The sequence below is a fragment of the Herbidospora solisilvae genome, assembly GCF_009901565.1.
GTDB lineage: Bacteria > Actinomycetota > Actinomycetes > Streptosporangiales > Streptosporangiaceae > Herbidospora > Herbidospora solisilvae.
Window position 1 is genome coordinate 137195 of sequence record NZ_WXEW01000009.1, and the last position, 26277, is coordinate 163471.

Annotated in this window: 19 protein-coding genes; 10 read left to right on the forward strand and 9 right to left on the reverse strand. The window is 70.3% G+C overall.

Annotated features, from left to right (window positions below):
• Positions 1-17 precede the first annotated feature (17 nt).
• From GT755_RS29190 to carB, 4 genes are read left to right on the forward strand one after another with little or no spacing between them, the layout of a single operon-like run.
• Positions 18-287, forward strand: a complete 270-nt coding sequence (locus GT755_RS29190; protein WP_202610653.1) for a hypothetical protein — start codon at positions 18-20, stop codon at positions 285-287.
• Positions 284-1537, forward strand: coding sequence for an ATP-grasp domain-containing protein (locus GT755_RS40025; protein WP_161482792.1), 1254 nt, complete (start codon positions 284-286; stop codon positions 1535-1537). Before GT755_RS29190 ends, GT755_RS40025 begins: the two co-directional genes overlap by 4 nt.
• Positions 1525-2643, forward strand: coding sequence for a glutamine-hydrolyzing carbamoyl-phosphate synthase small subunit (gene carA, locus GT755_RS29200; protein ID WP_161482793.1), 1119 nt, complete (start codon positions 1525-1527; stop codon positions 2641-2643). The genes GT755_RS40025 and carA overlap by 13 nt, the downstream gene beginning before the upstream one ends.
• Complete coding sequence (carB, locus tag GT755_RS29205) at positions 2636-5950, forward strand: carbamoyl-phosphate synthase large subunit (RefSeq protein ID WP_161482794.1); 3315 nt, start codon at positions 2636-2638, stop codon at positions 5948-5950. Before carA ends, carB begins: the two co-directional genes overlap by 8 nt.
• Here carB and GT755_RS29210 read toward each other — a convergent pair.
• Positions 5924-7261 (reverse strand): aminotransferase-like domain-containing protein, encoded by a 1338-nt coding sequence (locus GT755_RS29210; RefSeq protein WP_161482795.1) that lies wholly within the window; start codon positions 7259-7261, stop codon positions 5924-5926. The two genes, carB and GT755_RS29210, sit on opposite strands and share 27 nt — an antisense overlap.
• A gap of 187 nt (positions 7262-7448) precedes the next feature.
• Between GT755_RS29210 and GT755_RS29215 the strand changes: the two genes are divergently transcribed.
• The 3 genes from GT755_RS29215 (at position 7449) to GT755_RS29225 (ending at position 10494) form a co-directional block, all read left to right on the forward strand.
• Positions 7449-8129, forward strand: coding sequence for a LysE family translocator (locus tag GT755_RS29215; RefSeq protein ID WP_161482796.1), 681 nt, complete (start codon positions 7449-7451; stop codon positions 8127-8129).
• Between the two features lie 69 nt (positions 8130-8198).
• Positions 8199-9257, forward strand: coding sequence for a cellulose binding domain-containing protein (locus GT755_RS29220; RefSeq protein ID WP_161482797.1), 1059 nt, complete (start codon positions 8199-8201; stop codon positions 9255-9257).
• A gap of 49 nt (positions 9258-9306) precedes the next feature.
• Positions 9307-10494 carry a cytochrome P450 gene (locus GT755_RS29225; protein WP_161482798.1) on the forward strand — a complete coding sequence of 396 codons (1188 nt, stop codon included), beginning with the start codon at positions 9307-9309 and terminating at the stop codon, positions 10492-10494.
• Here the strand turns inward: GT755_RS29225 and GT755_RS29230 are convergent.
• The 5 genes from GT755_RS29230 to GT755_RS29250 form a co-directional block, all read right to left on the reverse strand.
• Entirely contained in the window at positions 10491-11030 is a 540-nt protein-coding gene (locus GT755_RS29230) for a dihydrofolate reductase family protein (RefSeq protein WP_161482799.1), read from the reverse strand. The two genes, GT755_RS29225 and GT755_RS29230, sit on opposite strands and share 4 nt — an antisense overlap.
• Before the next feature lie 48 nt (positions 11031-11078).
• On the reverse strand, positions 11079-12080 hold the full coding sequence (locus GT755_RS29235; RefSeq protein WP_202610655.1) for an AraC-like ligand-binding domain-containing protein: 1002 nt from the start codon (positions 12078-12080) through the stop codon (positions 11079-11081).
• Positions 12081-12252: 172 nt separating this feature from the next.
• Positions 12253-12696: a hypothetical protein gene (locus GT755_RS29240; RefSeq protein ID WP_161482801.1), complete on the reverse strand. Its 444-nt coding sequence runs from the start codon at positions 12694-12696 to the stop codon at positions 12253-12255.
• Between the two features lie 74 nt (positions 12697-12770).
• Positions 12771-16826, reverse strand: coding sequence for a golvesin C-terminal-like domain-containing protein (locus tag GT755_RS29245; protein ID WP_161482802.1), 4056 nt, complete (start codon positions 16824-16826; stop codon positions 12771-12773).
• 42 nt (positions 16827-16868) lie between these two features.
• Positions 16869-17675, reverse strand: coding sequence for a LysR family transcriptional regulator (locus GT755_RS29250; protein ID WP_161482803.1), 807 nt, complete (start codon positions 17673-17675; stop codon positions 16869-16871).
• A gap of 69 nt (positions 17676-17744) precedes the next feature.
• On the opposite strand from GT755_RS29250, the gene GT755_RS29255 reads away from it, so the two are divergent.
• Positions 17745-18632, forward strand: a complete 888-nt coding sequence (locus tag GT755_RS29255) for an NAD(P)H-binding protein (RefSeq protein WP_161482804.1) — start codon at positions 17745-17747, stop codon at positions 18630-18632.
• 156 nt (positions 18633-18788) lie between these two features.
• Here GT755_RS29255 and GT755_RS29260 read toward each other — a convergent pair whose 3' ends face one another.
• Positions 18789-22655, reverse strand: coding sequence for an nSTAND1 domain-containing NTPase (locus GT755_RS29260; RefSeq protein ID WP_161482805.1), 3867 nt, complete (start codon positions 22653-22655; stop codon positions 18789-18791).
• A 49-nt stretch (positions 22656-22704) separates the two neighbouring features.
• On the reverse strand, positions 22705-23103 hold the full coding sequence (locus GT755_RS29265) for a hypothetical protein (RefSeq protein ID WP_161482806.1): 399 nt from the start codon (positions 23101-23103) through the stop codon (positions 22705-22707).
• A 370-nt stretch (positions 23104-23473) separates the two neighbouring features.
• On the opposite strand from GT755_RS29265, the gene GT755_RS29270 reads away from it, so the two are divergent.
• Together GT755_RS29270 and GT755_RS29275 are read left to right on the forward strand one after the other, a co-directional pair.
• Positions 23474-24205, forward strand: a complete 732-nt coding sequence (locus GT755_RS29270; RefSeq protein WP_161482807.1) for a hypothetical protein — start codon at positions 23474-23476, stop codon at positions 24203-24205.
• Between the two features lie 85 nt (positions 24206-24290).
• A complete protein-coding gene (locus tag GT755_RS29275) occupies positions 24291-24776 on the forward strand; it encodes a pyridoxamine 5'-phosphate oxidase family protein (protein WP_161482808.1) in 486 nt (161 codons plus the stop codon).
• A 22-nt stretch (positions 24777-24798) separates the two neighbouring features.
• Here GT755_RS29275 and GT755_RS29280 read toward each other — a convergent pair whose 3' ends face one another.
• Complete coding sequence (locus tag GT755_RS29280) at positions 24799-26217, reverse strand: FAD-dependent monooxygenase (protein ID WP_161482809.1); 1419 nt, start codon at positions 26215-26217, stop codon at positions 24799-24801.
• Between the last annotated feature and the right edge of the window lie 60 nt (positions 26218-26277).

The window sequence follows — 26277 nt, forward strand, 5'->3', positions numbered from 1 at the left end:
TCACGAAAGGAACGCCCGTGACCATGATCAGTTCCGCCGACATGGCCGACTCCGTCACCCAGCTGCGGACCGCCCGCCGGCTCGTCGCCGAACGCTCCACCGCCGACCAGCCGCTCACCCAGGCGGCCCTGCATCTGATCGACTGCGCCGCCGACGTGGTCAGCCGGTTGCCGGCCGGTGACCTGGAGTCGGCTCGCGAGGCACTCGGATCGGCACGGGCGGCCGTGGTCTCCGCCACCTACGCCGTCCGGCGCATCCACGACCTGTCCAGGACGGAGGACGCATGAGCGAGCACATCCTGATCATCCACCGATGGCGCGACCGGCAGGCGCTCTACCAGGACTACATCGACCACGACGCGCACCGGGTCAGCTACGTCACCACGCAGCTCGGCGTCACCTCCGTCCCGGCCGGCGCCGCCGCGGTCCAGGTCGTCCCGGCCACCGACCAGGTGCCCGACGTGCTGGGCGCGGTCGGCGAGCTGACCGCCCTGTACGGCCCCCCGGCCCGGATCGTCGCCCTCAACGAGGGGGACCTGGACATCGCCGCGCTGCTCAGGGAACGGCTGGGCTGCGGCGGGCAGGACACCCGGCGGCTGGCCCGGTTCCGCGACAAACTGGTGATGGCCGACGTGATCTCGGCGGCCGGAATCCCGGCGCCCGCCTGCGCGGACGCCCCCGACGAGGCCGCCGTCCTGACCTTCGCCGAGGAGCACGGCTGGCCGCTGATCGTCAAACCCCGGAAGGGCACGGCCAGCAGGGACGTGGTCCGCCTCGGCTCGGCGGCCGACCTGCCCGCGCTGCGGCGGCTGCCCGCCGAACCCCGGCTGGTCCAGGAGTTCTGCGGCGACCCCGTCTACCACGTCGACGGGTTGTGGACCGGCGAGCGCCTGGGGCCCTGGCGGGCCTCCCGGTACGTCAACACCTGCGTCGGCTTCACCAAGGGCGACGCGCTCGGCTCCGTCGAGGTCGACGACGCCGCCCTGCTGGCGGCGCTGGGCGAGTTCACGGCCGCCGTGGCGGGCGCGCTCAGCGACGAGCCGTGGGTCTTCCACCACGAGGTTTTCGTCGGCACCGACCCCGGGGGCGCTCCCCGGCTGACGTTCCTGGAGTCCGGCTACCGGGTCGGCGGCGCGGAGATCCCGTTCCTGTGGAGGGAGGTGCACGGCATCGACCTGATGCGCGCCGCCGTGGAGGTCCAGCTCGGGCGGCGGCCGGACCTGCCGGTTCCGGCCGAGTGGCGGACCGGCGGATGGTTGCTGGTGCCGACCCCGGTGCCCGCTCCGTGCCGGGTGCTCGACTGGGACCTGCCCGAACCGCCCACACCGGGCGAGGGGCCGTACGCCCAGGTGATCGCGCCGGTGGGCGACGTCATTCCCCGGGTCGGCGGCTACGAGCACGTCGGGGCCCGCTTCCGGTTCTGCGGCGACTCCAGCGGAGAGGTCGAGCGGGCCGTGGTCGGCACGGCCGAACGGTTCCGCCTGGAGTGCGCGTCGCTGACCACGGCCGCCGTCCGCTACCGGGCGTGCGTACGGTGACGGCGGCCGTGCTCGTGCTGGAGGACGGCCGGGTGTTCCGGGGCCGCGCGTTCGGGGCCGTGGGGGAGACCTTCGGCGAGGCGGTCTTCTCGACGGGCATGACCGGCTACCAGGAGGTCCTCACCGACCCCTCCTACCATCGCCAGATCGTGGTGATGACCGCGCCGCACGTCGGCAACACCGGGATGAACGACGAGGACCCCGAGTCGAGCCGGATCTGGGTCGCCGGGTACGTCGTGCGCGACCCGGCGCGGGCGCCGTCGAGCTGGCGTGCCACCCGAGGGCTGGAGGACGACCTGACCGCCCAGGGGGTCGTCGGCGTCAGCGGCGTCGACACCCGGGCGCTCACCCGCCACCTGCGTGAGCGCGGCGCGATGCGGGCGGGCGTCTTCTCCGGTCCGGCGATCACGACCGAGGCCGCGATGCTCGGCCGGGTCCGCGCCACGCCGGAGATGACCGGCGCCGACCTGGCCCGCGAGGTCTCGACCGGCGAACCCTATGTCGTCCCCGCGCTCGGCCACCCTCGGCTCCGGGTGGCCGCCGTCGACCTGGGCGTCAAGTCGATGACGCCGCACCGGATGGCCCAGCGCGGGGTCGAGGTGCACGTGCTGCCGTCGGCCGCGACCGTGGAGGACGTCTACGCGCTGGAACCGGACGGCGTCTTCCTGTCCAACGGCCCGGGCGACCCCGACACCGCCGACCTGGCCGTGGTGCACGAGGCACTGCGACGGGGCACGCCGCTGTTCGGCATCTGCTTCGGCCACGAACTGCTGGGCCGCGCGCTCGGCTTCCCCACGTACAAGCTCAAGTATGGGCATCGCGGGATCAACCAGCCCGTACAGGACCGGATCACCCGCAAGGTCGAGATCACCGCCCACAACCACGGCTTCGCCGTGGACGCCCCGATCGAGGGCGCGACGGTCACGCCCTACGGCCGGGTCGAGGTCTCCCACGTCTGCCTCAACGACGGGGTCGTCGAGGGACTCGTGCTGCTCGACCGGCCGGCGCTGAGCGTCCAGTACCACCCCGAGGCGGCGGCCGGCCCGCATGACGCGGGTCACCTGTTCGACCACTTCGTCGCGATGATGGAGAGACAGCGTGCCTAAACGCACCGACATCCGGTCGGTCCTGGTCGTCGGCTCCGGGCCGATCGTCATCGGCCAGGCCGCAGAGTTCGACTATTCGGGTACGCAGGCCTGCCGGGTCCTCAAGGCCGAAGGCCTGCGGGTGATCCTGGTCAACTCCAACCCGGCCACGATCATGACCGACCCCGAGATGGCCGACGCCACGTACGTGGAACCGGCGACCCCCGAGTTCGTCGAGAAGATCATCGCCAGGGAGCGCCCCGACGCGCTGCTGCCCACCATGGGCGGCCAGACGGGGCTGAACACCGCCATCACCCTGCACGAGACGGGCGTCCTGGAGAAGTACGGCGTCGAACTGATCGGCGCCGACGCCGAGGCCATCCGCAGAGGCGAGAACCGGGAGCGGTTCAAGGCGGTCGTCGACGCCGTCCGCGCCAGGACCGGCCACGGCGAGTCGGCCCGCTCGGTGATCTGCCACTCCATGGCCGAGGTCCTGGCGGGCGCCGACCGGCTCGGCGGATACCCGGTCGTGGTCCGCCCGTCGTTCACCATGGGGGGCGCGGGTTCCGGCATCGCGTACGACGAGGCGGACCTGCGGCGCATCGCCGACGTCGCGCTGACCCTCTCGCCCACCACCGAGGTGCTGCTGGAGGAGTCGATCATCGGCTGGAAGGAGTACGAACTGGAGCTGATGCGCGACCGCAAGGACAACGTGGTCGTCGTCTGCTCGATCGAGAACCTCGACCCGATGGGCGTGCACACCGGCGACTCCATCACCGTGGCGCCCGCGATGACGCTGACCGACCGCGAGTACCAGATCCTGCGCGACATCGGGATCGCCGTCATCCGCGAGGTCGGCGTGGACACCGGCGGCTGCAACATCCAGTTCGCGGTCGACCCCGGCACCGGCCGGATCATCGTCATCGAGATGAACCCCCGCGTCTCCCGGTCGAGCGCGCTGGCCTCCAAGGCCACCGGCTTCCCGATCGCCAAGATCGCGGCCCGGCTGGCGATCGGCTACACGCTGGACGAGATCCCCAACGACATCACCGGGCAGACCCCCGCGTCGTTCGAACCGGCCCTCGACTACGTCGTGGTCAAGGTGCCCCGGTTCGCCTTCGAGAAGTTCCCCGAGGCCGACCCCGTCCTCACCACGACGATGAAGTCGGTCGGCGAGGCCATGGCGATCGGGCGCAACTTCCCCGAGGCGCTCCAGAAGGCGCTGCGCTCGCTGGAGAAGAAGGGCGGCCAGTTCGCCTTCGCCGCCGAGACCGGGAAGGAGGCGCTGGTCGACGCCGTGCGGCGGCCCACCGAGGGCCGGATCACCACGCTCATGCGGGCCGTCCGCGCCGGCGCCACGCGGGCGGAGCTCGCCGAGGCCACCGGGATCGACCCCTGGTTCGTCGACCAGCTCTTCCTCGTCGACGAGATCGCCGGCGAGGTGGCGGCCGCGCCCGAGCTCGACCGGGACCTGCTCTTCCACGCCAAACGGCACGGGTTCTCCGACGCGCAGATCGCCGCCGTGCGCGGCCTGGACGAACACGAGGTCCGGCGCCTCCGGCACGACCTCGGCGTCCGGCCCGTCTACAAGACCGTCGACACCTGCGCCGCCGAGTTCGCCGCCCGGACCCCGTACTTCTACTCCTCCTACGACGAGGAGACCGAGGTGGCGCCGCGGAGCCGGCCGGCGGTCATCATCCTCGGGTCGGGCCCCAACCGCATCGGCCAGGGCGTCGAGTTCGACTACTCCTGCGTGCACGCCTCCTTCGCGCTGCACGACGCCGGCTACGAGACCGTGATGATCAACTGCAACCCCGAGACGGTCTCGACCGACTACGACACCTCCGACCGCCTCTACTTCGAGCCGCTCACGCTGGAGGACGTGCTGGAGGTCGTGCACGCGGAGGAGCGGGCCGGGCCGGTCGCGGGCGTCCTGGTGCAGCTCGGCGGACAGACGCCGCTGGGCCTCGCGCAGGCGCTGAAGGACAACGGCGTGCCGGTCGTCGGCACCCCGCCGGAGGCGATCCACCTCGCCGAGGACCGCGGCGCGTTCGGGCAAGTGCTGGCCCGCGCCGGGCTGCCCGGCACCGAGCACGGCACCGCCACCTCGTTCCCGCAGGCCAAGGCGATCGCCGACGAGGTCGGCTACCCGATCCTGGTCCGCCCCTCCTACGTGCTCGGCGGGCGCGGCATGGAGATCGTGTACGACGAGACGCGGCTCGCCGCCTACATCGCCGGGTCCACCGAGATCGGCCCCGACCGCCCGGTCCTGGTCGACCGCTTCCTCGACGACGCCATCGAGGTCGACGTGGACGCCCTCTACGACGGCGCGGAGCTCTACCTCGGCGGCGTGATGGAGCACATCGAGGAGGCCGGGATCCATTCCGGCGACTCCGCGTGCGTCCTGCCGCCGATGACCATCAGCGGCGAGATCGAACGGCTCCGCGCGTCGACCGAGGCCATCGCCCGCGAGATCGGCGTACGCGGACTGATCAACATCCAGTTCGCCCTGGCCGGTTCCGTCCTGTACGTCCTGGAGGCCAACCCGCGGGCGTCGCGCACGGTGCCGTTCGTCTCCAAGGCGACCGCCGTGCCCCTGGCCAAGGCCGCCGCGCGCATCTCGCTCGGCGCGACCATCGCCGACCTGCGCCGCGAGGGGCTGCTGCGCCCGCACGGCGACGGCGGCGACCTGCCGCCGACGGCGCCGATCTCGGTCAAGGAGGCCGTGCTGCCCTGGACCCGGTTCCGCGACGCCTCGGGGCGGGGCACCGACACGGCGCTCGGTCCCGAGATGCGCTCCACCGGCGAGGTGATGGGCATCGACCCGGTCTTCGGCGTCGCCTATGCCAAGTCGCAGAACGCCGCCTACGGCGCGCTGCCCACCAAGGGACGGGTCTTCATCTCGGTCGCCGACCGTTACAAACGGGCCATGGTCTTCCTGGCCGGCGCCCTGGCCGGGCACGGCTTCACCCTGCTCGCCACCGCCGGCACGGCCGAGGTGCTGCGCCGCAACGGGGTCGAGGCGACCGTCGTGCGCAAACACCACGACGGCTCCGGACCCGACGGCGAGCCGACCGTCGTCCAGCTCATCTACCAGGGAGACGTCGACCTGGTGGTGAACACCCCCTACGGCGCGGACGGCCGCATGGACGGCTACGAGATCCGCACCGCCGCCGTCGCGCGAGGGGTGCCCTGCCTGACCACCGTCCAGGCCCTGGCGGCCGCCATCCAGGGCATCGACGCGCTCATCTGCGGAGACATGGGGGTGCTCCCGTTGCAGGAGCACGCCCGTCTGCTCAGGTCACTCGGCGAGGAGGTCCTCGGGTGAGGAGGCGGCCAGCCCGGCCAGGGTGGTGAGCGCGCGTTCCAGCGTCTCGGCCGGAGGAGAGGCGAGGCCCAGGCGGACGGCGTTGGGGGCCCGGTAGTTGCCGACGGCGAAGGCCGCCGCCGGGGTGACGGCGATGCCGTGCCGCGCGGCGGCGGCCACGAACGTGTCGGCCCGCCACGGCGGCGGCAGCTCCCACCAGCAGTAGTACGACCGAGGGTCACTGCGGAGGGTGAACCCGCCCAGGCGGCGGGCGACGATCTCCTGCCGGGCCACGGCCTCCCGCCGTTTGCCGCGGGTCACCGCCCGCACGACGCCGTCGGTCGTCCACTTGGTCGCCGCCTCCAGCGCGAACCTCATCGGCGTCCAGCCCCCGGAGTGGAGCGCCGCCGTCACCCCGGCGACGGCGGCCTCGGGGACGACGGCGAAGCCGATGGTCAGGCCGGGCGCCAGGCGCTTGGAGAGGCTGTCGATGACGATCACGTGCTCGGGCGCGAACGCGGCGAGCGGCGGCAGGTCGTCGCTGAGGAACGACCAGATGGTGTCCTCGATCGCGCGCACGCCCAGCCGCCCGAGCAGCTCGGCGAGCTCGGCCCGGCGCCCGGCGGGCATGCTGACCGACAACGGGTTGTGCAGCGTCGGCTGGAGATAGACCGCCTTCAGCGGGGCCCTGCGGGCGGCCTCCGCCACGGCCTCGGGGACCAGCCCGTTCTGGTCGACGGTCAGCGGGACGAGGGTGACGCCGAGCCGGCCGGCGATCGTCTTGAGCACCGGATAGGTGAGCTCCTCGACGCCGAGCCGCCCGCCCGGCGGGACCAGCGCGGCGACGGCGGCCGCGATCGCCTGGCGGCCGTTGCCCGCGAAGAGCACCCGCGCCGGATCGGGCCGCCACTCCCTGTGGGCCAGCAACTCCGCGACGGCGTCGCGGGCCTGCGGGGTGCCGGCCGCGCCCACCGGCCGCATCGACGAGAGCAGGACGTCGGGGCGGAGCAGCGACCTGATGCCGTCGGCGAGCAGCCGGGGCTGCTCGGGCACGACGGGATAGTTGAGTTCGAGGTCGACCCGGGAGTCGCCGGGCTCGGTGAAGGCGGGCCCGGAATGACGGACGGAGGCCCGGACGAACGTGCCGCGGCCGACCTCGCCGACCGTCAGGCCGCGGCGGTTCAGCTCCGCGTAGACCCGGGCGACGGTGGAGTTGGCGATGCCGCGCTGCCGCGCGAAGTCCCGCTGCGGCGGCAGCCGGTCTCCCGGCCGCAACCGCCCGGCCGCGATCTCCGCGGTCACCTCGTCGGCCACCCTGCGGTAGCTCTCCATCTCCTTCTCCTCTCCAGGGCCTCCCCATAGGCCGTGCACGGCAAATCAAACCGCCAGATAATACAAACACAGAATTGCACCGAGTGCAATATTGGTTATTGCACTCGAAATGAGGTCGTGGATACGCTGAGAAAGCCCTCCGGGTCTGGCGCCGATCGCGATTCTCCTACACAAGAAGGCGGCGACGATGGTCGAACAGAGCGCGGTGCTGGGCGTCGTCACCATCGCCCTCGGCATGGTGCTGTCCCCAGGGCCGAACATGATGTACCTGGTGTCGCGGAGCATCAGCCAGGGACGCAGGGCCGGCGTCATCTCCCTGGCCGGAGTGGTGGCCGGATTCCTCGTCTACCTGGTCGGCACCAACCTGGGCCTGGCGGTGCTCTTCGCCGCGGTCCCCGAGATCCTCACCGTGATCCGCCTGGCCGGGGCCGCCTACCTGCTCTGGCTGGCCTGGAGGACCATCAGGCCCGGCGGCGTGTCGGTGTTCACCGTGCAGGAGGTGCCGCACGACCCCCCGCGCCGGCTCTTCGCGATGGGCCTGATGACCAATCTGCTCAATCCGAAGATCGCCATTCTTTACATTTCCGTCATTCCGCAATTCATCGACCTGGAGAAGGGCAATGTTCTCCTTCAAGGGCTTGTCCTCGGAGCATTCCAGATCGTGGTGGCCACCTCCGTGAACCTGTCGATCGTCCTGGTCGCCGGCGGCGTCGCGGGCTTCCTGGCCCGCCGCCCGTTCTGGCTGCAGGCCCAGAGGGTCGTCATGGGGAGCATGCTCGGCGTCCTGGCCGTCATGCTCGCCTTCGACCACAGCGCGAGCGCCCCACCGGAGGCGGTGTCTGAAAAGTTCATCCGATCCATCAACTGACCTGCGAGAACACCCGACCCCGCCGCCGGCCGTTGTCCCGGTCATCTATCGGCACGGAGCATCCTGGTCATGAAGGCCCGACTGGCGCTGATCGCTGGAGCCCTGCTCGCGATCACCGGCTCGCTCCCCGCGTACGCCGCGGACACCACCCCACCGACGCGCCCGACGGGACTCATCCCGTGTCCGCCGCCCAGCGCGCCCGGTCAGCAGTACGGCTACGCCAGCATCTGCTGGCAGCCCGCCACCGACGACGCGGGCCCCGTCGCCAAGTACGAGCTGTACGTCCTGGAGGCCACGGGCTTCCGGCTGGCCACCACGACGACGGGCACCATCGCCGGCACGACGGGCGTCAGGGGCCGCGGCTACACCTTGTACGTCATGGCCGTCGACCTGTCCGGCAACCGCAGCGCGCCGTCGGACTTCATCACGGTCACCGCGACGACGGGCATGCAGCCCTCGCCCACCCCCACGCCGTCGCCGCTCGCGGACGAGACGCCGCCGTCGCAACCGGGGAACGTGCGCGACAACTGCGTGTTCGACTTCCCCGGCGCCGGTTTCTGCTGGAACGCCTCCACCGACGACGTCGGCGTGACCGCCTACGACGTCTACCGGGAATCCCCGCTGTACGGATGGGTCAAGGCCGGGACCACCACCCAGACCTTCTTCATCGAGACCGGCCTGGTGACCGGCCAGTACTACAACTACACGGTCGTGGCCAGAGACGCCGCCGGCAACGTCAGCAGGCCGTCGGCGGTGACCCCGGTCCTGGCCCGGCCCGGCTTCCCGACCCCGACGCCCACGCCGCCGACGACGTGCGAGGTGACGTACAACACGAGCGGCTGGGGCACCGGCATGAGCTCGTGGATGACCCTGAAGAACACCGGCACCACCCCCGTCGCCGCCTGGACGCTGCGCTTCACCTTCCCGGACGCGGGCCAGGAGGTGACCCAGGGGTACAGCGCGACCTGGAGCCAGGCCGGCCCGGCGGTCACGGCGGCGAACCTGCCGTGGAACGCGGAGATCCGGCCGGGAGCGGTCGTCCACCTCGGCTTCACCGGAGCACACGCGGGGGCGAACCCGAAGCCGTCCGCCTTCACGCTCAACGGGAGCGAATGCGCCGTCGGCTAGGGGGGTTGCCCGGCGCGCTCACGGTGTTACGTTCCGTGGGGAGGTTGTGATGACCGCAGAGCTCCGCCCGGGTCCGCTGGGCACCCCGTCCCCCGACTACGCCCGCCGCCGCGAGCACGATCCGATGGGCGCCGCTCCGATGCCGAGCGGCGACCACGTGCCCGTGGCCGTGCGTTACGAGGACGTCCGCATGCTGCTGGCCTCGCCCGCGTCCAGCCGCAACCTGCGGCTGCCGGGGCTGCCGAGGTTCGTCGCCGGCATCGGCATCGACGACGACCCCGACGCCCTGGTCAACCAGGACCCGCCCGGGCACACCCGCTACCGGCGCATCATGCAGGGCGCCTTCACGCCCCGCCAGACCGAACGGTGGCGGCCGAGGGTCGCCGACATCGCGAACCGGCTGATCGACGAGACCGGCGATGAGTTCGACCTCGTGAGCGCCTTCGCGGTGCGGATCCCGGGCCGGGTGATCTGCGAGCTGCTCGGCGTGCCCCTGGAGAGGTACGACCAGTTCCTCGCCTGGACCGACATGTTCCTCACCACGTCGACGGCCGACGAGACGGTGCGCTACCGGGGCTACACCGAGTTCATGGCGTACTGCGCCGAGCTGGTCGCCGAGCACCGCGCCAACCCGGGGCACGACCTGATCGACCTGCTGGTGGCCGCCCGCGACGAAGACGACCGGCTGACCGAGGGGGAGCTGGTCAACACGGTCTTCTCCCTCATCACCGCCGGGCACGAGACGACCGCCTCGATGATCACCAAGGGGGTGCTGCGGCTGCTGCTGCACCCGCGGGCCTGGGCCGAGCTGGCCGCCGACCCGGATCTGACCCCGACCGCGATCGAAGAGGTGCTGCGCTACGACGGCCCCCCGGCCAGCGCGTTCATGCGACGGATCACGCGGGACCTCGACCTGCCCAGCGGCTGCCCGGTCGCGGCCGGCACCGTGGTCCTACCGGACCTTCTGGCGGCCAACCACGACCCCGCGGCGTTCCCGGATCCCGGGAACTTCGACATCCACCGATTCGCCGCGCACCCGCCCAACCCGCACGTCGCCTTCGGGTACGGCCCGCACCGCTGCCTGGCCGCCGCCCTGGCCCGCGTCGAGCTGACCGAGGCGATCCGGGCGCTGGCGACCCGGCTGCCCGGCCTGCGCCTGGCCGTGCCTCCGGAGCAGATCCCCTGGACCAGCGGACTGGTGCACCGGCCGGGCCGCCTGATGGTCAGAGTCTCCTAGCCGCCGGCGGGGCGGTAGTCGAGGACGATGGCGCCGGAGCTGAAGGTGGCGGTGCCGGCCAGTTTCCACTTGGTGCTCTCGACGCCTTCGGCGAACAGCCGCTTGCCGGTGCCGACCACGACGGGGTGCAGGAACAGCTTGAGCTCGTCGACGAGCCGGTGCCCGATGAGGTAGTTGAGCAGCTCGATGCTGCCGTAGATCAGCAGGTCTCCGCCCTCCTCGGCCCTGAGCTTGGCGACCTCCTCGGCGACGTCTCCCTCGATCACGGTGGCGTTCCACTCCGGATCGCGCAGGGTGGTCGAGGCGACGTATTTGGGGAGGCCGTTCATCTCCGCGGCGCCGGGCGCACCCTCCATCTTCGGCCAGGCGACCGACATGCCGTCGTAGGTCCTGCGCCCCAGCAGCAGCGCCCGGCTGGCGAACAACTGGCCGCTCTGGAATCTGGCGTGCTCGTCGGTCCAGTAGGGGCCGGTCCACGCGGGATCCTCCACCACGCCGTCCATCGAGACATAGATGACCGCGACGACTTTGCTCATTGTCCACTCCTGCGGGTACGGCGGCGAAACGACGCCATGGATCACGTCCTACGGCTGGGAGTGTGCCGACCTCGCGATCGAATGGTCGTTGACGTTCTCCGCACGGTGCTTGCCCGTTTCCGCACACTGAACCCGGTAGTCCCGGGGCGGCACGCCGTAGACCGCGCGGAAGAGGCGGCTGAAGTGGGCGGCGTCGGGGAAACCCCACCGGGCCGCGACCGCGTGGACCGGCCGCGCGAGCAACCGGGGATCGGCCAGGTCGCGGCGGCAGTGTTCCAGCCGGAGGTGCCGGATCCATCGGGCGACGCTCATCTCCTCGTCCTGGAAGAGCTTGTAGAGGTACCGGGTCGAGATGTGGTGAGCGGCGGCGATGGTGTCGGCCGTGAGACCGGGGTCGCCGAGTCGTCGCTGGACGAAGTCACGGACCCGCGCCCGCAGCACCTGCCGGCGCGTCTCGGGCGGCAGCCGCTCCTGTGCCTGGAGGTGATGCGCGAAGAACGCCGCGAGCAGGTCGATGGTGAGAGGGGACAGCCGGGCGACGTCGGCGGCCGTGAGATGGCTCGCCTGGCGCGTGAGCTCGCCGAGATGGCCTGCCAGCAGGGCGCCGATCCCGGTTCCACCCGGCAGACGCGTGGCGGTGATCCGGCCGAGCCGGTCGGCGGGCAGCGGAAGAACGGCGGCGGGGATCTGCATGACCATATGGCTGACGTGGTCGTCGCCGTCGGGGCTGATCCAGCCGTGGAAAGGTCGTGAGCTGTCGTAGAGCATCAGCTCCCGGGGGCCCAGCTCGGCCTCTCTGCCGGATTGACCGAACCGGATGGTGCCCCGCGACGGCAGCGTCAGGCAGTACGTCTCGGGGTCGGACTGCCGGATCTCCTTCCAGTTCCGCCGCACCCGCAATGCCGGGTGCGTCATCGCGGACAACTGCAGCACGCCGAAATCGAGCACACGTAAGGTGCCCCGGAAATCCTGCTCGCGGTCACTGCGAACCACGGTCGGAATATGCGTCTGGCAGGCCATCTCCCTCCACCAGTCGAAACGGTCGGCCATGGGGAGGTCCTCACTCCGGAACACGGTCTCCAACATCGCTGGTCACCCTTACTGTCAGTCGTCCGGCATCCGAGAGTCGGCGGCAACTGGGACATTTACTCCACCGTCCTGAGCCGGGCAAGCAGAAGGCCCGGCCGCGACCGGCGACCGGGCCCTGACCTGCGACGTCCCGCTAACTGACCCAGCCGCCGCACGTCCAGGAGCTGGGCGGGGTCAACTGGTAGCCGACGCCCCAGCAGGCGTGGAAGCGCTCGCTGCCGTCGGAGGGCCGCGACGGAACGGTTCCGGTGTTGTGCGTGCCGAAGTTGCCGAACTCCATCCGCTTGGACTGCGTGTGCGTGGTCAGCCAGCCGTAGCTGCCCCACAGCTGTCGCTCGATCTTCACCCACCACGGGTTGCAGCACTGGTCGCTGGTGTCCCAGACGAAGCGTCCATACCGGGTGGAGCAGTTGGTGCCGACCACGTGCGTGCTCCAGGTGCCGTTCCAGCCCCAGTAGCTGCTGGCGCTGTTCACCGTCCCGCAGGCCGCGTTGGCGGGCTGGCTGGCGGCCAGCGGGACGGCGAGGCCGATGAAGAGGGCGATCGCCGTCGAGATCATTGATCGTGTGAGTCGCATAGCCGTAAGAGTCGATCAGCGCGCCACCTGGGAGAAGGCCTTTGCGGGACAACGCAAAGGCCCGCCCCTGCCCGCTACCAGCCGGTGTAGTTCACCTCTGGACTGCGGAGGTGGTTGCCGAACACGGTCGCGTACTCCTGCGCCCCTCTCTTCGTGGGGTGGAACGAGCTGCGGCTCGCGCAGCGGACGGTGTCGCCGAGGCAGCCGGTCCAGACGTCGGTGAAGTCACCTGGGCCGGTCTTGCTGAACATCAGGCCGTTCACCCACCGGTCGGTGCTGCACGTGCCGTGCCCCTGGAAGGCGGGCAGGGGGTCGGCGAAGGAGACCTCGAACCCGTTGTTCTTCAGTCCCTCCACCGTCTTGCGCGCCTCGGCGGCGAAGAAGGCGCTGGCCCGGCCCAGCACGCCCACCGCGTCGATGCCGAACTGCCCGCACAACGTCAGGGGCGGGGAGGTGCCGGCGATGTCCGGATAGCCCATGAGGACGATCTTCGCCTTCTTGCCCCTGGAGGAACTCTTGTTGTCCGCGTCGTACTCGATCTCCTTGAGGATGTTCGCGACGTTCGCCTGTTCCCCCAGCGTCACCCGGGTGTTGAGCGTCTCCAGGATGTTGGCGCGCAGGTCGTCCTCGAAGTCGCCCGGGTGACATCGGATGCCGAGGAGGCAGTCGAAGATGACGCCGTCCCAGTCCGCGTCGTTGGCTCCCAGTGTGAGGGCGACCAGGGTCGTGTTCTTCGTCAGGAAGTCGCCGTTCAGCTGGGCCGCCTCCCGGAACCGGCCCTCCGCGCCGTCCCGGTAGTCCGACCAGGAGCCGATCGGGTTCTGCATGTACGCGTACTGCGGCACGGTCAGGTCCCGGGTGGAGGCGCCGGAGCAGGCGACGAACGTGAAGTCGAGCTTCGGATCCCAGGAGTCGGCCAGCTGGCCGATGGTCTGGGTCTCGCCCGGCAGGACCGTCTGGCGGATCCAGGCGTCCCTGCTGCGGCGGCAGGCGTTCCAGCGGGGCGTCTTGTACTCGAAGTCGGTCTCCGGGTAGTAGTTCCCGACGCCCTCACCCGAGGTGACGGAGTCGCCCATGGCGACCACGAAGTGCTTGGGCCGTTTCGCGAGCACCTGGAAGGCGATCGCGTCCCATGAGACGGCCGCCGAGCCGTCGCCTTCGTCGTTCCGGTTGGTGAGCGACACCTTCGGCCTCTGCGGCCCCTTGAACTCGAAGACGCCCAGGTTGTACCACTCGTTCACCTCCCGGCTCTGGTTCAGGGTGCGGTACTCCGCGGAGCCGTCGCCGATGTGGACGGTGTAGGGGGCCTGCTGGGTCTCCGCCCGTCGTTTCGGGATGTGGACGAGCACCCGGGCCCACCCGTTGATGTGCTGGTCGAGCTCCCAGGTGCCGGTCACCTTCATCACGTCGCCGTTGTGCGCGGCCATCCGCGAGTACGCGAACCACTCGTGGCCGCCGAACCCGTTGCCGAGCTGCTGGAAGTCGGCCCTGGCGGGCACCCGCCCGGCCGAGTCCTGGGCGAACTCGAAGCTCAGCGTGCCGTGGTTGTCCCACCCGTTGTTGTTGCAGTTGCTCCGGATGGCGTACTGCTTGCCGTCGTCGACGATCAGCACCTTCGTCGTGTCGCCGCTGATGTACGGCAGCCCGGGTGTGTGACAGGGCGTCAGGTGGTCCTGTGGTTCGGCGCGCTCGGTCGAGGCCCAGGTGGAGTCGTACCGCAACGACGCCTCATGGCCGCAGGCCGACGAGCAGTCCTTCCACTCCGTGGGGAAGTGCCACCAGCACTTGAAGTCGGACCGCTGGCAGGTGCCGCGCCCGTTCCCCGTGGACGGCGGCAGGCATTCGCTGCCCGGAGCGCAGAAGGCGTTGTTGTCGACGATCCCGGTGTTGGAGATCGTCGGCACGATCATGGTGCGGTAGCCCTCATTCGTCCACCAGGCGTAGTTGTAGCCGCCTTCGGCGACGGTCTTGTTCTGGGCCGCGTCCCAGTAGGTCTTGGTGATCGGCCACGCCGCCCAGCCCAGCACCTTCTCCTGGTAGGGCCAGTCCTGCGGGTGCGCCGCGTCGGAGTAGTTGTTGTTGTCGAGGAACGGGCGGCGGTCCGGCCGGTAGGTCGAGTTGGCGGGGTTGTTCGTCCAGCCCACCCCCCACGCGCCGTTGTTCGGGGTGCCGTTGTTGTCGATCTTCCAGGCGTCGGCCTTGGCGTGCCAGCCGGAGTTGTACGCCCAGATGGCGAGATACCAGTTCTCGATCTTCGACGGGTCGCCGTCGTGGACCTTCGCCTGGCCGTCGGTGTCGGTCCAGATCTGGTTCCACTTCTGGGCCAGGGTCGACATGCCCGCCGCGATGTTGGTGACGTAGTCGAGCGCCACCCGCTTCTGCGTGTTGGGGCTCCACTGGGACACGTCGCCGCGCATGTTGTCGGTCTGCTGGGAGATGCCGTAGCCGCAGTCGGCCTTGGTGAAGTCGACGTCCCAGTCGTTGGCGGCGTTGTCGTCGTAGATGTTGACGCCGTAGAAGTTGCCGACCAGCGGGTTGCCGGTCTCGCCCTCCAGCACGCTGCGCTGCGCCTGCCACAGGTTCGACTCCTGCGCCAGGATGCCGAACATGATCGACACCGGGATGCGGCCGCCGCCCTGGAGGTCGGGCACGGGGAACTCGGTCTGCGGGTTCCACGCCGGCAGGCCCGAGCCCTTCCAGCCGGTCGGGCGGGTCACGTTCAGCCGGTTCTTGAAGACGAGCTGGTCGACGGCCCACTCCACCTGCCGCCAGTGCGGCTGGTAGACCTGGATCGACGGGTCGTTACGCGGGACGGCGCACCGGTAGCCGGTGTCGACGGTCCCCGTGACGGCCGTGGTCACGGCGGGCCCCACCGGCCGGAGGGCCAGCGCCAGCCTGGGGTTGGTGACGCGTCCGGAGGCCGCCGCCGGGAGCAGGTCCTCGCCCGGTTGCACCACGAAGCCGACGTCGGTCTTGGTCGTGACGACCTGGGCGGTGATGTCGACGGGCTCGGCGTCGGGCACGTCGGGGCTGGCGCCGGGTCTGTCGTCGCCCAGGGTGGAGGCGTCCGGCGGTCCCGTGGGCGGGGCGCCGGGGCCCGCGCGCAGTCCACGCATCATCGCGCCGGTGACCGCCAGGCCGCCGTCCGAGGAGACCTCGGCCGCCGCCGGGGCCTCCAGGAGTGACACGCCCTGCGGGAGGGCGGCCTGCCGATCGGCCCGTCCGACGAGGAAGACGCGGCCGTTCGTGCCGGACTGAACCGTCAGCTCGCCCAGGCGGCCGGACGCCAGTTCGCGGGTCTGCCCGCGCAGGTACTGCCGGACCCTGACCGACGCGCCGTCGCGGGTGGCGAAGGCCACGCCGCCGTCGGCGGTCGCGCGCAGGTCGAAGGGCACCGATTCGGTCGCGGCGAGCTGCGTGAGCGCGCCGCCCGCCCGCACCTCGACGAGCCGCGCCCCATCGGCCGCCACCACGGTGTCGCCCACGGGGACGGCCGAGGTGAGCTGGCCGGCGGTCACGACGGCCCTGGTCACCCGCTTGGCGGCGGTGTCGACCGTGAGGATGCGGGTGGTGCGGCGCCGCTCGCTGACGCCCTGCGTGAGCGCGACCGTGTCACCGGCGCCGCAGCCCGGGTTGAAGTAGGCGAGGGTGACCTGGTCGCGGAGCTTGGTGACGGCGCCGGTCCTGGCGTCGATGATCGCGGCGAACGCGCCCCGGCTGAACAGCCAGTCGCGGTTGGTGAAGTAGCGCGGCGCGTAGACCGCCACGATCGTGCCGCCCGATCCGGTGAGGCAGGCGTTGCCGATCCACTGGTCGGTGTCCATGCCGGGCTCGGTGAGCGTGGCGACGGTCCGCCACTGGTAACCCGAGGCGGCCGTCGCCGTGAACACGTGGAACCCGGTCGCGTCACCGGCCGTGGTGACGGCGAGGTCGGCCGACTTCTGCCAGTTCGCGCCCAGCACGCGGTCACGCTGCTCGGGCTGGACGGACGACGGTTCGAAGTGCTGCGGCGACGGGGCCGGGGAGGGCGCGGGCGGCTCGGCCAGCGCGGGGGTCGCGGGGGTCAACAGGGTGGCCAGACTGGCGGCGATCGTGGCACCGATGAGGAGCAGCCGCCGGGGGTGTCTCATACCCGGGAGCATCGGCAGGCCGCCTTGACACGACCTTGCCACTCAGTGCCGCAGCGTCGCGGTGGCGATCTCCAGGAAGTCGCGCAGCAGCTTCTCGCGCCGGTCCGCGAGGACGGCCAGGCACGTCTCGATCTCCGGCGCGTCCGTGACGGGGAGGTGGACGAGGTCGGGGCGGGAGTAGGAGCGCGCGATGCTCAGCGGGACGAGCCCGATGCCGTGCCCGGAGGCGATGAGCTCGAACTTCTCCTCAAGGGAGGACGTCCGCCGCGTCGGCGTGTCGAGGAGCCGCTCGCCGGCGACGTCCGCGGAGGTGAGCTCGTCACGGCCCGCGAGCGGGTGCGCCGCGGGCATGCAGGCGACCCGGGGCTCGTGCCCGATCGAGATGGTGCGCAAGCCCGCGTCGTCGAACGGCCGCCGCAGGTACCCGACCTGGGCCCGGCCGTCCCGGAGCGGCGCGTCCTGCTCCCACCAGCGCGTCGGTACGACGTCGGTCTCGACGTCCGGATGGCGCGAGGTGAACGCCCGGATCACGTCCGAGACGTGCAGCCCGGGGGAGAAGGCGACAGTGAGCCGCTGGACGCCCCGATCGGCGTCGTGCACCCGCCGCACCGCCGTGGCGACGGCCGCGAGGATGCCCTGCGCCTCCTCGTAGAGCTGCTTGCCGGCGGCGGTCAGCTCCACGCTGCGGGTGGTCCGGACGAGCAGCGTGCACCCCAGCTCCTGCTCGAAGGCCCTGATCTGACGGCTGAGAACCGGCTGGGCGATATAGAGCTGTTCCGCCGCCCGGCCGAAGTTCCGGCGCTCGGCCACCGCGACGAAGTAGCGGAGCTTGCGGAGATCGAGATCCATGCCGTCAGGGTATCAATGACCCGAGAAGGGTATTGGACGCCACAAATCGGACACCGCGACACTCTCCATATGATCGTCATCACCACCCCCACCGGCCAGATCGGCAGCCGGCTCCTGGACGTCCTGCTCGCCGACACCCGTGGCGAAGAACTGCGCGTCATCGTGCGCGACCCCGCGAGACTTCCCGACCCGGTCCGCGCCCGCGTCGACGTCGTCACCGGCTCCCACGGCGACGCCGGCGTCGTCGACCGCGCCTTCGCCGGTGCGGACGCCGTCTTCTGGCTGGTCCCGCCGAACCCGCGGGCGCCGAGCCTGGACGCCGCCTACTCCGGCTTCACCCACGCCGCCGCGAAGGCGTTCACCACCCACGGCGTGGGGCACGTCGTCGGCGTCTCGGCGCTCGGCCGCGGCACCCCCGTCGCCGCCCGAGCCGGACTGGTCACGGCGTCGCTGGCCATGGACGACCTCATCGCGAGCACCGGCGTGGCCTACCGGGCGCTCGCGAACCCGAGCTTCATGGACAACCTGCTCCGGCAGGCGGCGTCGATCCGCGCCGGCGTGTTCACCGGCACCGCCGCCGCCGACCACAGAACACCGGTGGCCGCCACCCGGGACATCGCCGACGCCGCCGCCCACCTGCTGCTCGACCGATCGTGGACGGGGACGGGCGAGGTCCCGGTGCTGGGCCCCGAGTCCCTTTCACCGAACGACATGACGCACATCATGTCCGACGTCCTCGGCCACCCGGTCCGCTACGAGCGGCAGTCGCTCGCCGACTTCCGCGCCGCACTCACCGGACACGGCTTCGGGGACGCCTTCGTCGACGGCTACGTCGACATGATGCGCGCCAAGAACGAGGGCCTCGACGACGGCGTGCGGCGCACCCCTCAGACCGCGAGCCCGACGACCTTCCGCGAATGGTGTGAGGAGGTCCTGAAGCCGGAGGTCCAGGCATGAACGCAAGACCGCGTTCATCGCGGTGGCATCCCATACCCTCGGCTCCGGCTCGCCACGTCCAGAAGCCGTGGGGCGCGCCTGGACCGGGCGTCGCATTCGTTCATGAACGAGAACCAGGCCCTGACGTTGACCCTCGAATAGGCGCTGCTCAGGCACCTACTGCGGGCAGGCCGCCTGAAAGGGTTCACTGTCAGGTAGATAGCGCTTCCACTCCTCTATGCTCAGCGAGCGGCCTGCGACGTCGCACAACGCCTCGATCGGCTCGGCAGGAAGGGCGACACGCATCGTCCGGACGGTTCCGTCGCCGGCAGCCGTAGACAGGGTGGCACCATCGCGGCTGAACGCCATTGATTCGATGGTGGTCTCGTGCGCTTTCATCGCCGTGCCGATTGGACGGCCGGTGCCGGAATCCCAGACCTGAATAACGCCGTCGGTGCCGCCGGTCACCAGGATCGTGCCGTCGGGGCTGAACGCCAACGCGGTGACCCACTCATTCTGAGGGAGTGCGGCACCGATCGGTTGCCGCGTGCGGGTGTCCCACACTCGTGTCGTCCCCGAGCCGGTGGTAGTTCGGTCGGAGCTGCCGGTGGCGAACATCGTGCCGTCCGGGGAGAACGCGATCGCGTAGACCGCATTGTCATGGCCCTGATTCGAGGCGCCGATCGGCTGCCCGGTCCGGGGATCCCGGAATCGCACCGTGCCATCGCTGTGGCCGGTGATCATGAGTTCGCCATCAGGGCTGAACGCCACCGACGTCGCCGCGCTGTCCGGACTGATCGGTACACCTGCCGACCGTCGGCCGGTGTTCCAGATGTGCAACGCCTCGCGGTCGACGCTGTCACTGATCACGGCCAGGGCCTTGCCGCCCGGGCGGAACGCCAGCGTCTTCACTCTGTCGCCCACGTGGAGCGGGTCGCCTATCCGATGACGGGTCCCGGTGTCCCACAAAGTAGTGCTCTCGCCTGCGCCTATGGCCAAGGTTTCGCCGTCGGAGGCGAACACCATCGTGCTTACCTGGGCGCCGGACTTCAGCCGGCCGATCGGCCGGCTCGTCCGCATGTCCCACAAGTGGACGGGCTCGTCGCCTGGCGCCGGCGGGCCCGCGACGGCCAAGACCGTGGCGTCCGGGCTTAAAGCCATTTCGGCGAAAGGCGTCGCCACCCTGATCGGGACATCCGTGGGGCGCAGGACGCTGATATCCCACATCCGGACGGTCGTGTCGCCGCTGCTCGCCAAGGCGGTGCCCTGGGCGCCGAAAACCACCGTCTCGACCGGCCCGGAGTGGCCACGGAGCGGCTCACCGATCGCCTGCAGGGTCGTGCTGTCCCACAGTCGGATCGTTCCGTCGGCGCTTCCCGTGGCGAAGACCCGTCCGTCCTTGCCGAAGGCCACCGTTTCGATGGCTCTGGCATGGGCCTCGATCGGTTCGCTGATCGGCTGGAGGGACAGGGCGTTCCACAGCTGCACTTTTCCCCCGTTTCCTCCGGTCACAAGGGTAGTGCCGTCGGGGTTGAACGCCACCGCTGCGACACCCTCGGCGCGGTCGGTCATCAGATCACCGATTGGAACTCGGCGCCGGACGTCCCACATCCGATGGCTCGCTACCTGGACCGGGTCGGCGCTCCTTAGTTGCGGGCCGTCGGTGGTGGTGCCGCTGATCAGTTTGGTGCCGTCCGGGCTGAACGCCATCTCTACGACCCGGCCTCCATGACGAAGAGGCTCACCCAGTGGTCGGCCCGTTCGCGCGTTCCACAACCGGATGGCTCCGCGACCCGCGTCGGAATACGAGCTGTTGGTGACGGCCGCCACGACCTTCCCGTCGGGGCTGAAGGCCACCGCGCCGGGAACCATGTCACCGTCATGCAGCAGGACGGTGACCCGGCCTGCTTTCACGCTCCAGAGCTGCACGGTTCCGTGGACATCGCCGAAGTCGCCGTCGGCGGCACTGCTGGCCAGCGTAGTACCGTCCGGGCTGAAGGCCAGCCCGCTGACCGGCGCGCTGTGCGTGAGCGGCAGACCGACGGGGCGGCGTGTCTGCACATGCCACAGCTGGACGATCCGGCCCGCGGCGATGGCCACGGTCGTGCCATCCGGACTCGTTGCCATGGCGGTGATCTCCCCTGACGGGTTATTCAGAACGGTACGGATTCCAGTGGCCAAAGTGGCCAGCATGCGATGTCGGGCCTCGGGGGTGGGAGCCGAACGCCAGGCCGCAGCAGCCAGCAGACCTGCCGTGATGGGGTCGGTGTCGGCCAACCTGTCGGCGTGGAGGGTCAGCAGACGTGAGAGAGCCTCTTTCCGCCGGGCCTCGGCCCTTCTGCCTTCTTCCTCGGCAAGGACGCGCGCAGAGGTCGCGGCACGTTCAGACGCGAAGGCCCGGAGGGCCGCGACCGATGCGACCAGCGCCGCGATGCACACGACGGCGATGACGACTCTGCCGATCCGCCTGCTTCGTACCGCCATCCGCTCAACCCGTGTGGCGGCCTGATCGCAGGCCCCGAGGAATTCGAGGCAGAGTGCGGGCAGCGGAGAGAATTGGAAGGGGTTGCTCTGCCAGACCACACGTGCCCGACGTACGGCCGTCAGGCGGCTGCCTTGGTAGAGGAAGGAGGGATCATCGGCGTTGCGGCGCCATTCCTCCGAGGCATGCAGGAGCTGCCCGTACAGTATTCGATGCTCATGGTCCTCGTTCAGCCAGTCGGCCATCCTCGGCCAAGCAGCCAAAAGGACGTCGTGGGCCAGTTCGATGCCGTCCCCATCGGAGACCATGAGCCGCTGATCGGTGAAGGCTGATACCACAGCCGCCAGCTCGTCGTCTTCCTGCCCGCCCTCGAGCTCTCCGCGGGTCACCCGGCGACGCACGAGCTCACCTGATGGGGTGGTGATCGTCAGTTGCCGGAAGACCTGCCGAGCCAATGCCTGCCGCGCGGGGGTGAGACCTCCGTAAACGGCTTCGGCGCTCGTCCGCACCGCGTGGGCGACGCCGCCGCATGTGCCGTAGCCACGTAAGGTCAGCCGATCGCCTTCCCGGTGCTGCCAGGTCATCATCATTGCCTGGGAGAGCAGTGGCAGAACCCCCGCCGCCGAAGGCGACGGGGGGCCTGCCGAGACGGGCAAGGCGCGCAGGTCGCTGAGGACCAGGTCGACCAGGTCGTCGTCCACCCTCAGCCCGGCGCGACCTGCCGGGCCGATGATGGCGCGGCGCAACTCGGGCTCTCCCATCGCCGCCACGGTGAACGGCCCGGCACGCATGATGTCGACAAGCGTCGGCAGGGCCGCGCAGCGATCCCAGAAATCGCCGCGCACGCCGATGACGATCAGCCCCGCCGGTTGGCCGCTGGGACCGGCCGGGATTTCGGCGGCGGCCCTGAGCACGGACAGGAAGGCCTGTGCGGAGGTGGAAGCAGGGTCACCTGGGTGAAGGTTCTGGTTCGCCGGGTCCGCCGCGAGGTTGAAGATCTCTTCGAACTGGTCGACCACCAGCACCAGACGTTGCTGCGCCGTCTCCGGTCCCGGAGAGCCGAGCTGATTCACTATGGCCTGGCGGAACAGGAGAGGAGACTGATCGGGATGCGCGAGAAGGGTCCGGCGGATTTCCACGGGGTCCGCTCCCGAGAGGGCGGCCAGGTGAACCGCGAGTTCGGTCAACGGATCGGCGGTTGGGGACATGACCACGCGAGGCCACCGCCCACTGCCCGGCGCACCGGGCAGCCGGCCTGCGGCCAGATAGGGGAGCAGACCGGCCCGGAACAGAGAGGATTTACCCGCGCCTGACGGTCCGGTCACCAGCAGTGTTCCAAGGCCGTCCAGTCGCGTGGCGAGCGCGTGGGCGAGTTGGGCGGTGACCTGCTCACGGCCGTAGAACACCTCCGCGTCATGCTCGCCGAACGGTGCCAGCCCGCGATAGGGGTTGTCGGGCCACGCCGGCTCAGCGTTGCCGGGAGCGGGATGGTGATGTTGATGATCGTGATATTCGACGGTCGCGGCTACGGGGCCTGTGAAGACGTTGTCGTGGAACTCCACGTGGTCCCCGGCGTAGCGCCGGATTTCACCTGGCAGGTGCGAGGGATCGTCAGACGGAGTCATAGCGATGGCGATCCGGCGGGCCAGTTGCCGCACTCTTCCCGGTGACCGGCCCTTGGAACACGTTTCCCCGGAACTCTATGTGGTCGCCGCCGTAACGAGGTGTAACCTCGGGTCGGGCAGGCACAGGTGGAGCGCAGTCCTCTGGGGCGATCACGGGTGTGTCGACCCGGTCGGAATCAGCGGGCGGGTTCTCGGGACGCGTCCGGCCATGAACGGCGATGACCACGCCGGCCAGGCCGACGAACACGCCTATGACACTGGCCAGTTGGTCGGACTGCTCCAAACCGAGTGTTACGAAGGTCAGGACCAGTGCCCCCGTCCCAAAGGCCAGCCCCACCTGCGGCTTGCCGATCCGGGGTCTTCGCCGTATCACCATGACGTCCATCGTGAAGCATGATCGATGACGGGGAGGGATTTTCCCCAATGCGGACAGGTCAACCCAGGTCCGCGGCGACCTCCAGGGGCGGTGAGATCCAGGTGCCCGATTCAGGTCGTGATCTGCCGAAGGTCGTACGGACGGGTTCTTGCTCCTGGCGGCTTCCCAGTGGGCTTCTGGTACGCCGGCACTTCATCAGGGCGCCAGACGGTTCGACTCAGTTGTAGGCGGGCCCAATCATCTGCTGCGACGGTTCACAGCACCGAACGGCAAGGTTGAACGATTGACTCCACCGGAACGCTGGAGTGCCCGCGTGGGTTCTGTAGAGGAAATGGAGAGTTCCTGATCAACAAGGACGGACCCGCTACTCTCCGGTGCCATGATCATGAGATTGGCCGGGGCCGCCGTGGCGGCGCTCGTCCTGTTCACCGGCACGGCCCACGCCGCCCCCATCAAGGGTCAGCCCCAGCTGACCCACAACACGATCTACAAGAAGCCCGCGCTCAAGAAGGTCTCCTGCAAGGCGGTCAAGGGCACGACCAAGTCCTCGACCGAGAAGTACGTCAAGAAGGTCGTCTCCTGCCTGAACACCGCCTGGAAGGGCACGATCGACGGCTTCCGGCCCGTCCCGATCAGGTTCAAGACCGACACGCAGGCCTGCCAGAGCGGGAACGACATCGCCGGTTCCTACTCCGAGATCTGCGGCCAGACCATCGAGGTGCGGCTGGCCGACGACTGGATCAAGGCCAAGAGCGACCTCAAGGCCTTCGCGTCCCTCGTCCACACGTGGAGCGGCGTGGTCCACGGCATGACCGGCATCGGCGCGGCCTACCAGCGGATGCCCAACGACCGGACCGGCGAGGACATGGCCGAGCAGATGCACCGCTACTTCCTGCAGGGCGACTGCTTCGCGGCGGTGTCCGCCAGGAGCCTCGGCCGTAAGATCACCGACTTCAAGCAGGTGATCTCGGGGATGGAGCCGCCGGAGTACTCCTACCTCAAGCACAACGGCAAGCTCGCCAACCGCGTGTACTGGATGAAGAAGGGCTACCAGTCCGGCAGACCCGGCGCCTGCAACACCTGGACGGCGCCCGCGGCGAAGGTCGCCTGAGAAATTCCGGCGGCGGGCATGTCGAGAACCGGTGATCGGCTCCGTCCTCCTCATGAGACGAACTCATGAGACGAAGGAGAAGGACATGAACCGACACGACGTCGCCGAGGTGCTCGCCCAGCCGATCTCGCGGGAGCTGCTGGGATCGTCGATCCCCGCGCGCCTGGCCTACAACGGCCTCGACGGTGCGCCCCGCGCGATCCCCATCGGGTTCTGGTGGGACGGCGAGCACCTCGTGATGGCCACCGTGCCCGCCTCGGCGAAGGTCGGGGCGCTGCGGCGCGATCCCCGGGTGGCCGTCACCATCGACACCGAGAAGGCGTGGCCGCCCCGGGTGCTGCTGATCCGGGGCACGGCCCGGCTCGAAACGGTCGAGGAGGTGCCCGATCCGTACATCGAGGCGGGCAGGAAACTCGTCCCGGCCGAGCACTTCGCGGGCTGGGAGCAGGGGGTGCGGGACCTCTACGACCGGATGGTCCTCATCACCGTCGTGCCCGAGTGGGCCAAGCTCCTCGACTTCGAGACCACCCTGCCCAAGGCCGTCGAAGACCTGCTCCTGGCCCGAGCCTGACCTGGGCCTCGAGCCCGGCCCGTCAACGGGGACGTCGGGTGTCGCGGCCGGCCAGTTCGGTCAGGATCCGGTCGAGTTCGCCGGTGTCGGTGCCGGCCCAGCCCACGTAGCCGTCCGGGCGGACGAGCAGCGACGGGCCGCCGGTCGCCAGCGGCGCCGCCACGCGGACCCGGTCGTGCCATCCGGGGATGTCGGCGTCGCCGACGAGAACGAAGTGCCCGCCGCGCAGCGCCTCGTACAGCCGGCCGCCGTCGGCGAGGGCGACGTCCGGGGCCCGGGTGCCGACCAGCGGGTGGGCGCCGTGGGGCGCGGGATAGGTGTAGCCGACGCCGCTGATCTGCCCGGTGGCCCTCGTGCGGATCCTGGGGACGGACAACGCGCGGCGTAGCGCGAAGCCGCGGATCGCGCGGGCGACCGGCGACCTGAGCATGGCGGCCCTGATGATGGCGCCGCTGCTGCGCAGCACCGAACGGCCGACCGGGTGGCGTTCGGTCTGGTAGGTGTCGAGCAGGCGGTCGGGTGCGCCGCGTAGCACCGCCGCCAGCTTCCAGCTCAGGTTGGCGGCGTCCTGCAGGCCGGTGTTCATGCCCTGGCCGCCGGCGGGGGAGTGGGCGTGCGCGGCGTCCCCGGCCAGGAAGACACGGCCCACGCGGTAGTCCGGCACCTGACGTTCGTCGCTGTGGAAACGCGACAACCAGCGCGGGTCGTGCATGCCGAAGTCGGTGCCCAGCGCGCGCCGGGTGACCTCCCGGACCTCGTCCAGGGTGAGCGGCTCGTCGTCGGGCACGGCGCGGCGGCGGTCCCAGGCGAAGACCCGGTAGTAGCCGTCGCCGAAGGGCGCGAGGAACGCGAACGCGTCGCCGACCCCGTTGACGGTCAGCATCTCCGCGGGCCGCTCGGCCACCTTCACGTCGGCGAGCATGATCGACTTCAGCACCGACCGGCCGGGGAAGGGCTGGCCGACGGCCCGCCGCACCGCGCTGCGGAAGCCGTCGGCCCCCACGACGTAGGCGGCGCGGTAGGTCTTCGCGGTGGTGGTGACGGTGACCTCGGTCTCGTCCTGCCGCACGTCCACGACCTCGGCGGCGTGCACGATCTCGGCGCCCGCCGCGAGCGCCCGCTCCAGGAGCAGGTTCTCCACGTTGTACTGCGGGGTGATCAGCAGGTAGGGGAAGCGGCTGGGCAGGCGGCCGAGGTCGACGGTCACCCGGTCGAACAACCTCACCTCGCCGAGCGTGGCGCCGGTGGACACGAGGCGGTCGGCCAGTCCGCGTGCGTCGAGCTGCTCCAGCGTCCTGGCGTGCACGCCGAAGGCGCGGGAGAGGTTGGAGATCGTGCCGTCGCGGCGTTCCAGGATCGTGACGGCGACCCCGGCCTCGGCCAGGTCGCCCGCCAGCAGCAGTCCGGTGGGTCCCGCGCCGACCACGATGACGTCGGTCATGACGTGCTCCCTTGGTTAGTCAACGTTTGTTGGCATCAGTAGAACCCCCTGCGGTCTGAC

Bases quoted from the DNA above. Each gene is read 5' to 3' on its own strand.
- GT755_RS29270 (WP_161482807.1), top strand. From the start codon at position 23,474: ATGATCATGAGATTGGCCGGGGCCGCCGTGGCGGCGCTCGTCCTGTTC.
- GT755_RS29235 (WP_202610655.1), bottom strand. From the start codon at position 12,080: ATGGCCGACCGTTTCGACTGGTGGAGGGAGATGGCCTGCCAGACGCAT.
- GT755_RS29210 (WP_161482795.1), bottom strand. From the start codon at position 7,261: ATGGAGAGCTACCGCAGGGTGGCCGACGAGGTGACCGCGGAGATCGCG.
- GT755_RS29265 (WP_161482806.1), bottom strand. From the start codon at position 23,103: ATGGACGTCATGGTGATACGGCGAAGACCCCGGATCGGCAAGCCGCAG.
- GT755_RS29230 (WP_161482799.1), bottom strand. From the start codon at position 11,030: ATGAGCAAAGTCGTCGCGGTCATCTATGTCTCGATGGACGGCGTGGTG.
- GT755_RS29255 (WP_161482804.1), top strand. From the start codon at position 17,745: ATGATCGTCATCACCACCCCCACCGGCCAGATCGGCAGCCGGCTCCTG.
- GT755_RS29245 (WP_161482802.1), bottom strand. From the start codon at position 16,826: ATGAGACACCCCCGGCGGCTGCTCCTCATCGGTGCCACGATCGCCGCC.
- GT755_RS29215 (WP_161482796.1), top strand. From the start codon at position 7,449: ATGGTCGAACAGAGCGCGGTGCTGGGCGTCGTCACCATCGCCCTCGGC.
- GT755_RS29250 (WP_161482803.1), bottom strand. From the start codon at position 17,675: ATGGATCTCGATCTCCGCAAGCTCCGCTACTTCGTCGCGGTGGCCGAG.
- GT755_RS29240 (WP_161482801.1), bottom strand. From the start codon at position 12,696: ATGCGACTCACACGATCAATGATCTCGACGGCGATCGCCCTCTTCATC.
- GT755_RS29280 (WP_161482809.1), bottom strand. From the start codon at position 26,217: ATGACCGACGTCATCGTGGTCGGCGCGGGACCCACCGGACTGCTGCTG.
- GT755_RS29275 (WP_161482808.1), top strand. From the start codon at position 24,291: ATGAACCGACACGACGTCGCCGAGGTGCTCGCCCAGCCGATCTCGCGG.
- GT755_RS29225 (WP_161482798.1), top strand. From the start codon at position 9,307: ATGACCGCAGAGCTCCGCCCGGGTCCGCTGGGCACCCCGTCCCCCGAC.
- GT755_RS29220 (WP_161482797.1), top strand. From the start codon at position 8,199: ATGAAGGCCCGACTGGCGCTGATCGCTGGAGCCCTGCTCGCGATCACC.
- GT755_RS40025 (WP_161482792.1), top strand. From the start codon at position 284: ATGAGCGAGCACATCCTGATCATCCACCGATGGCGCGACCGGCAGGCG.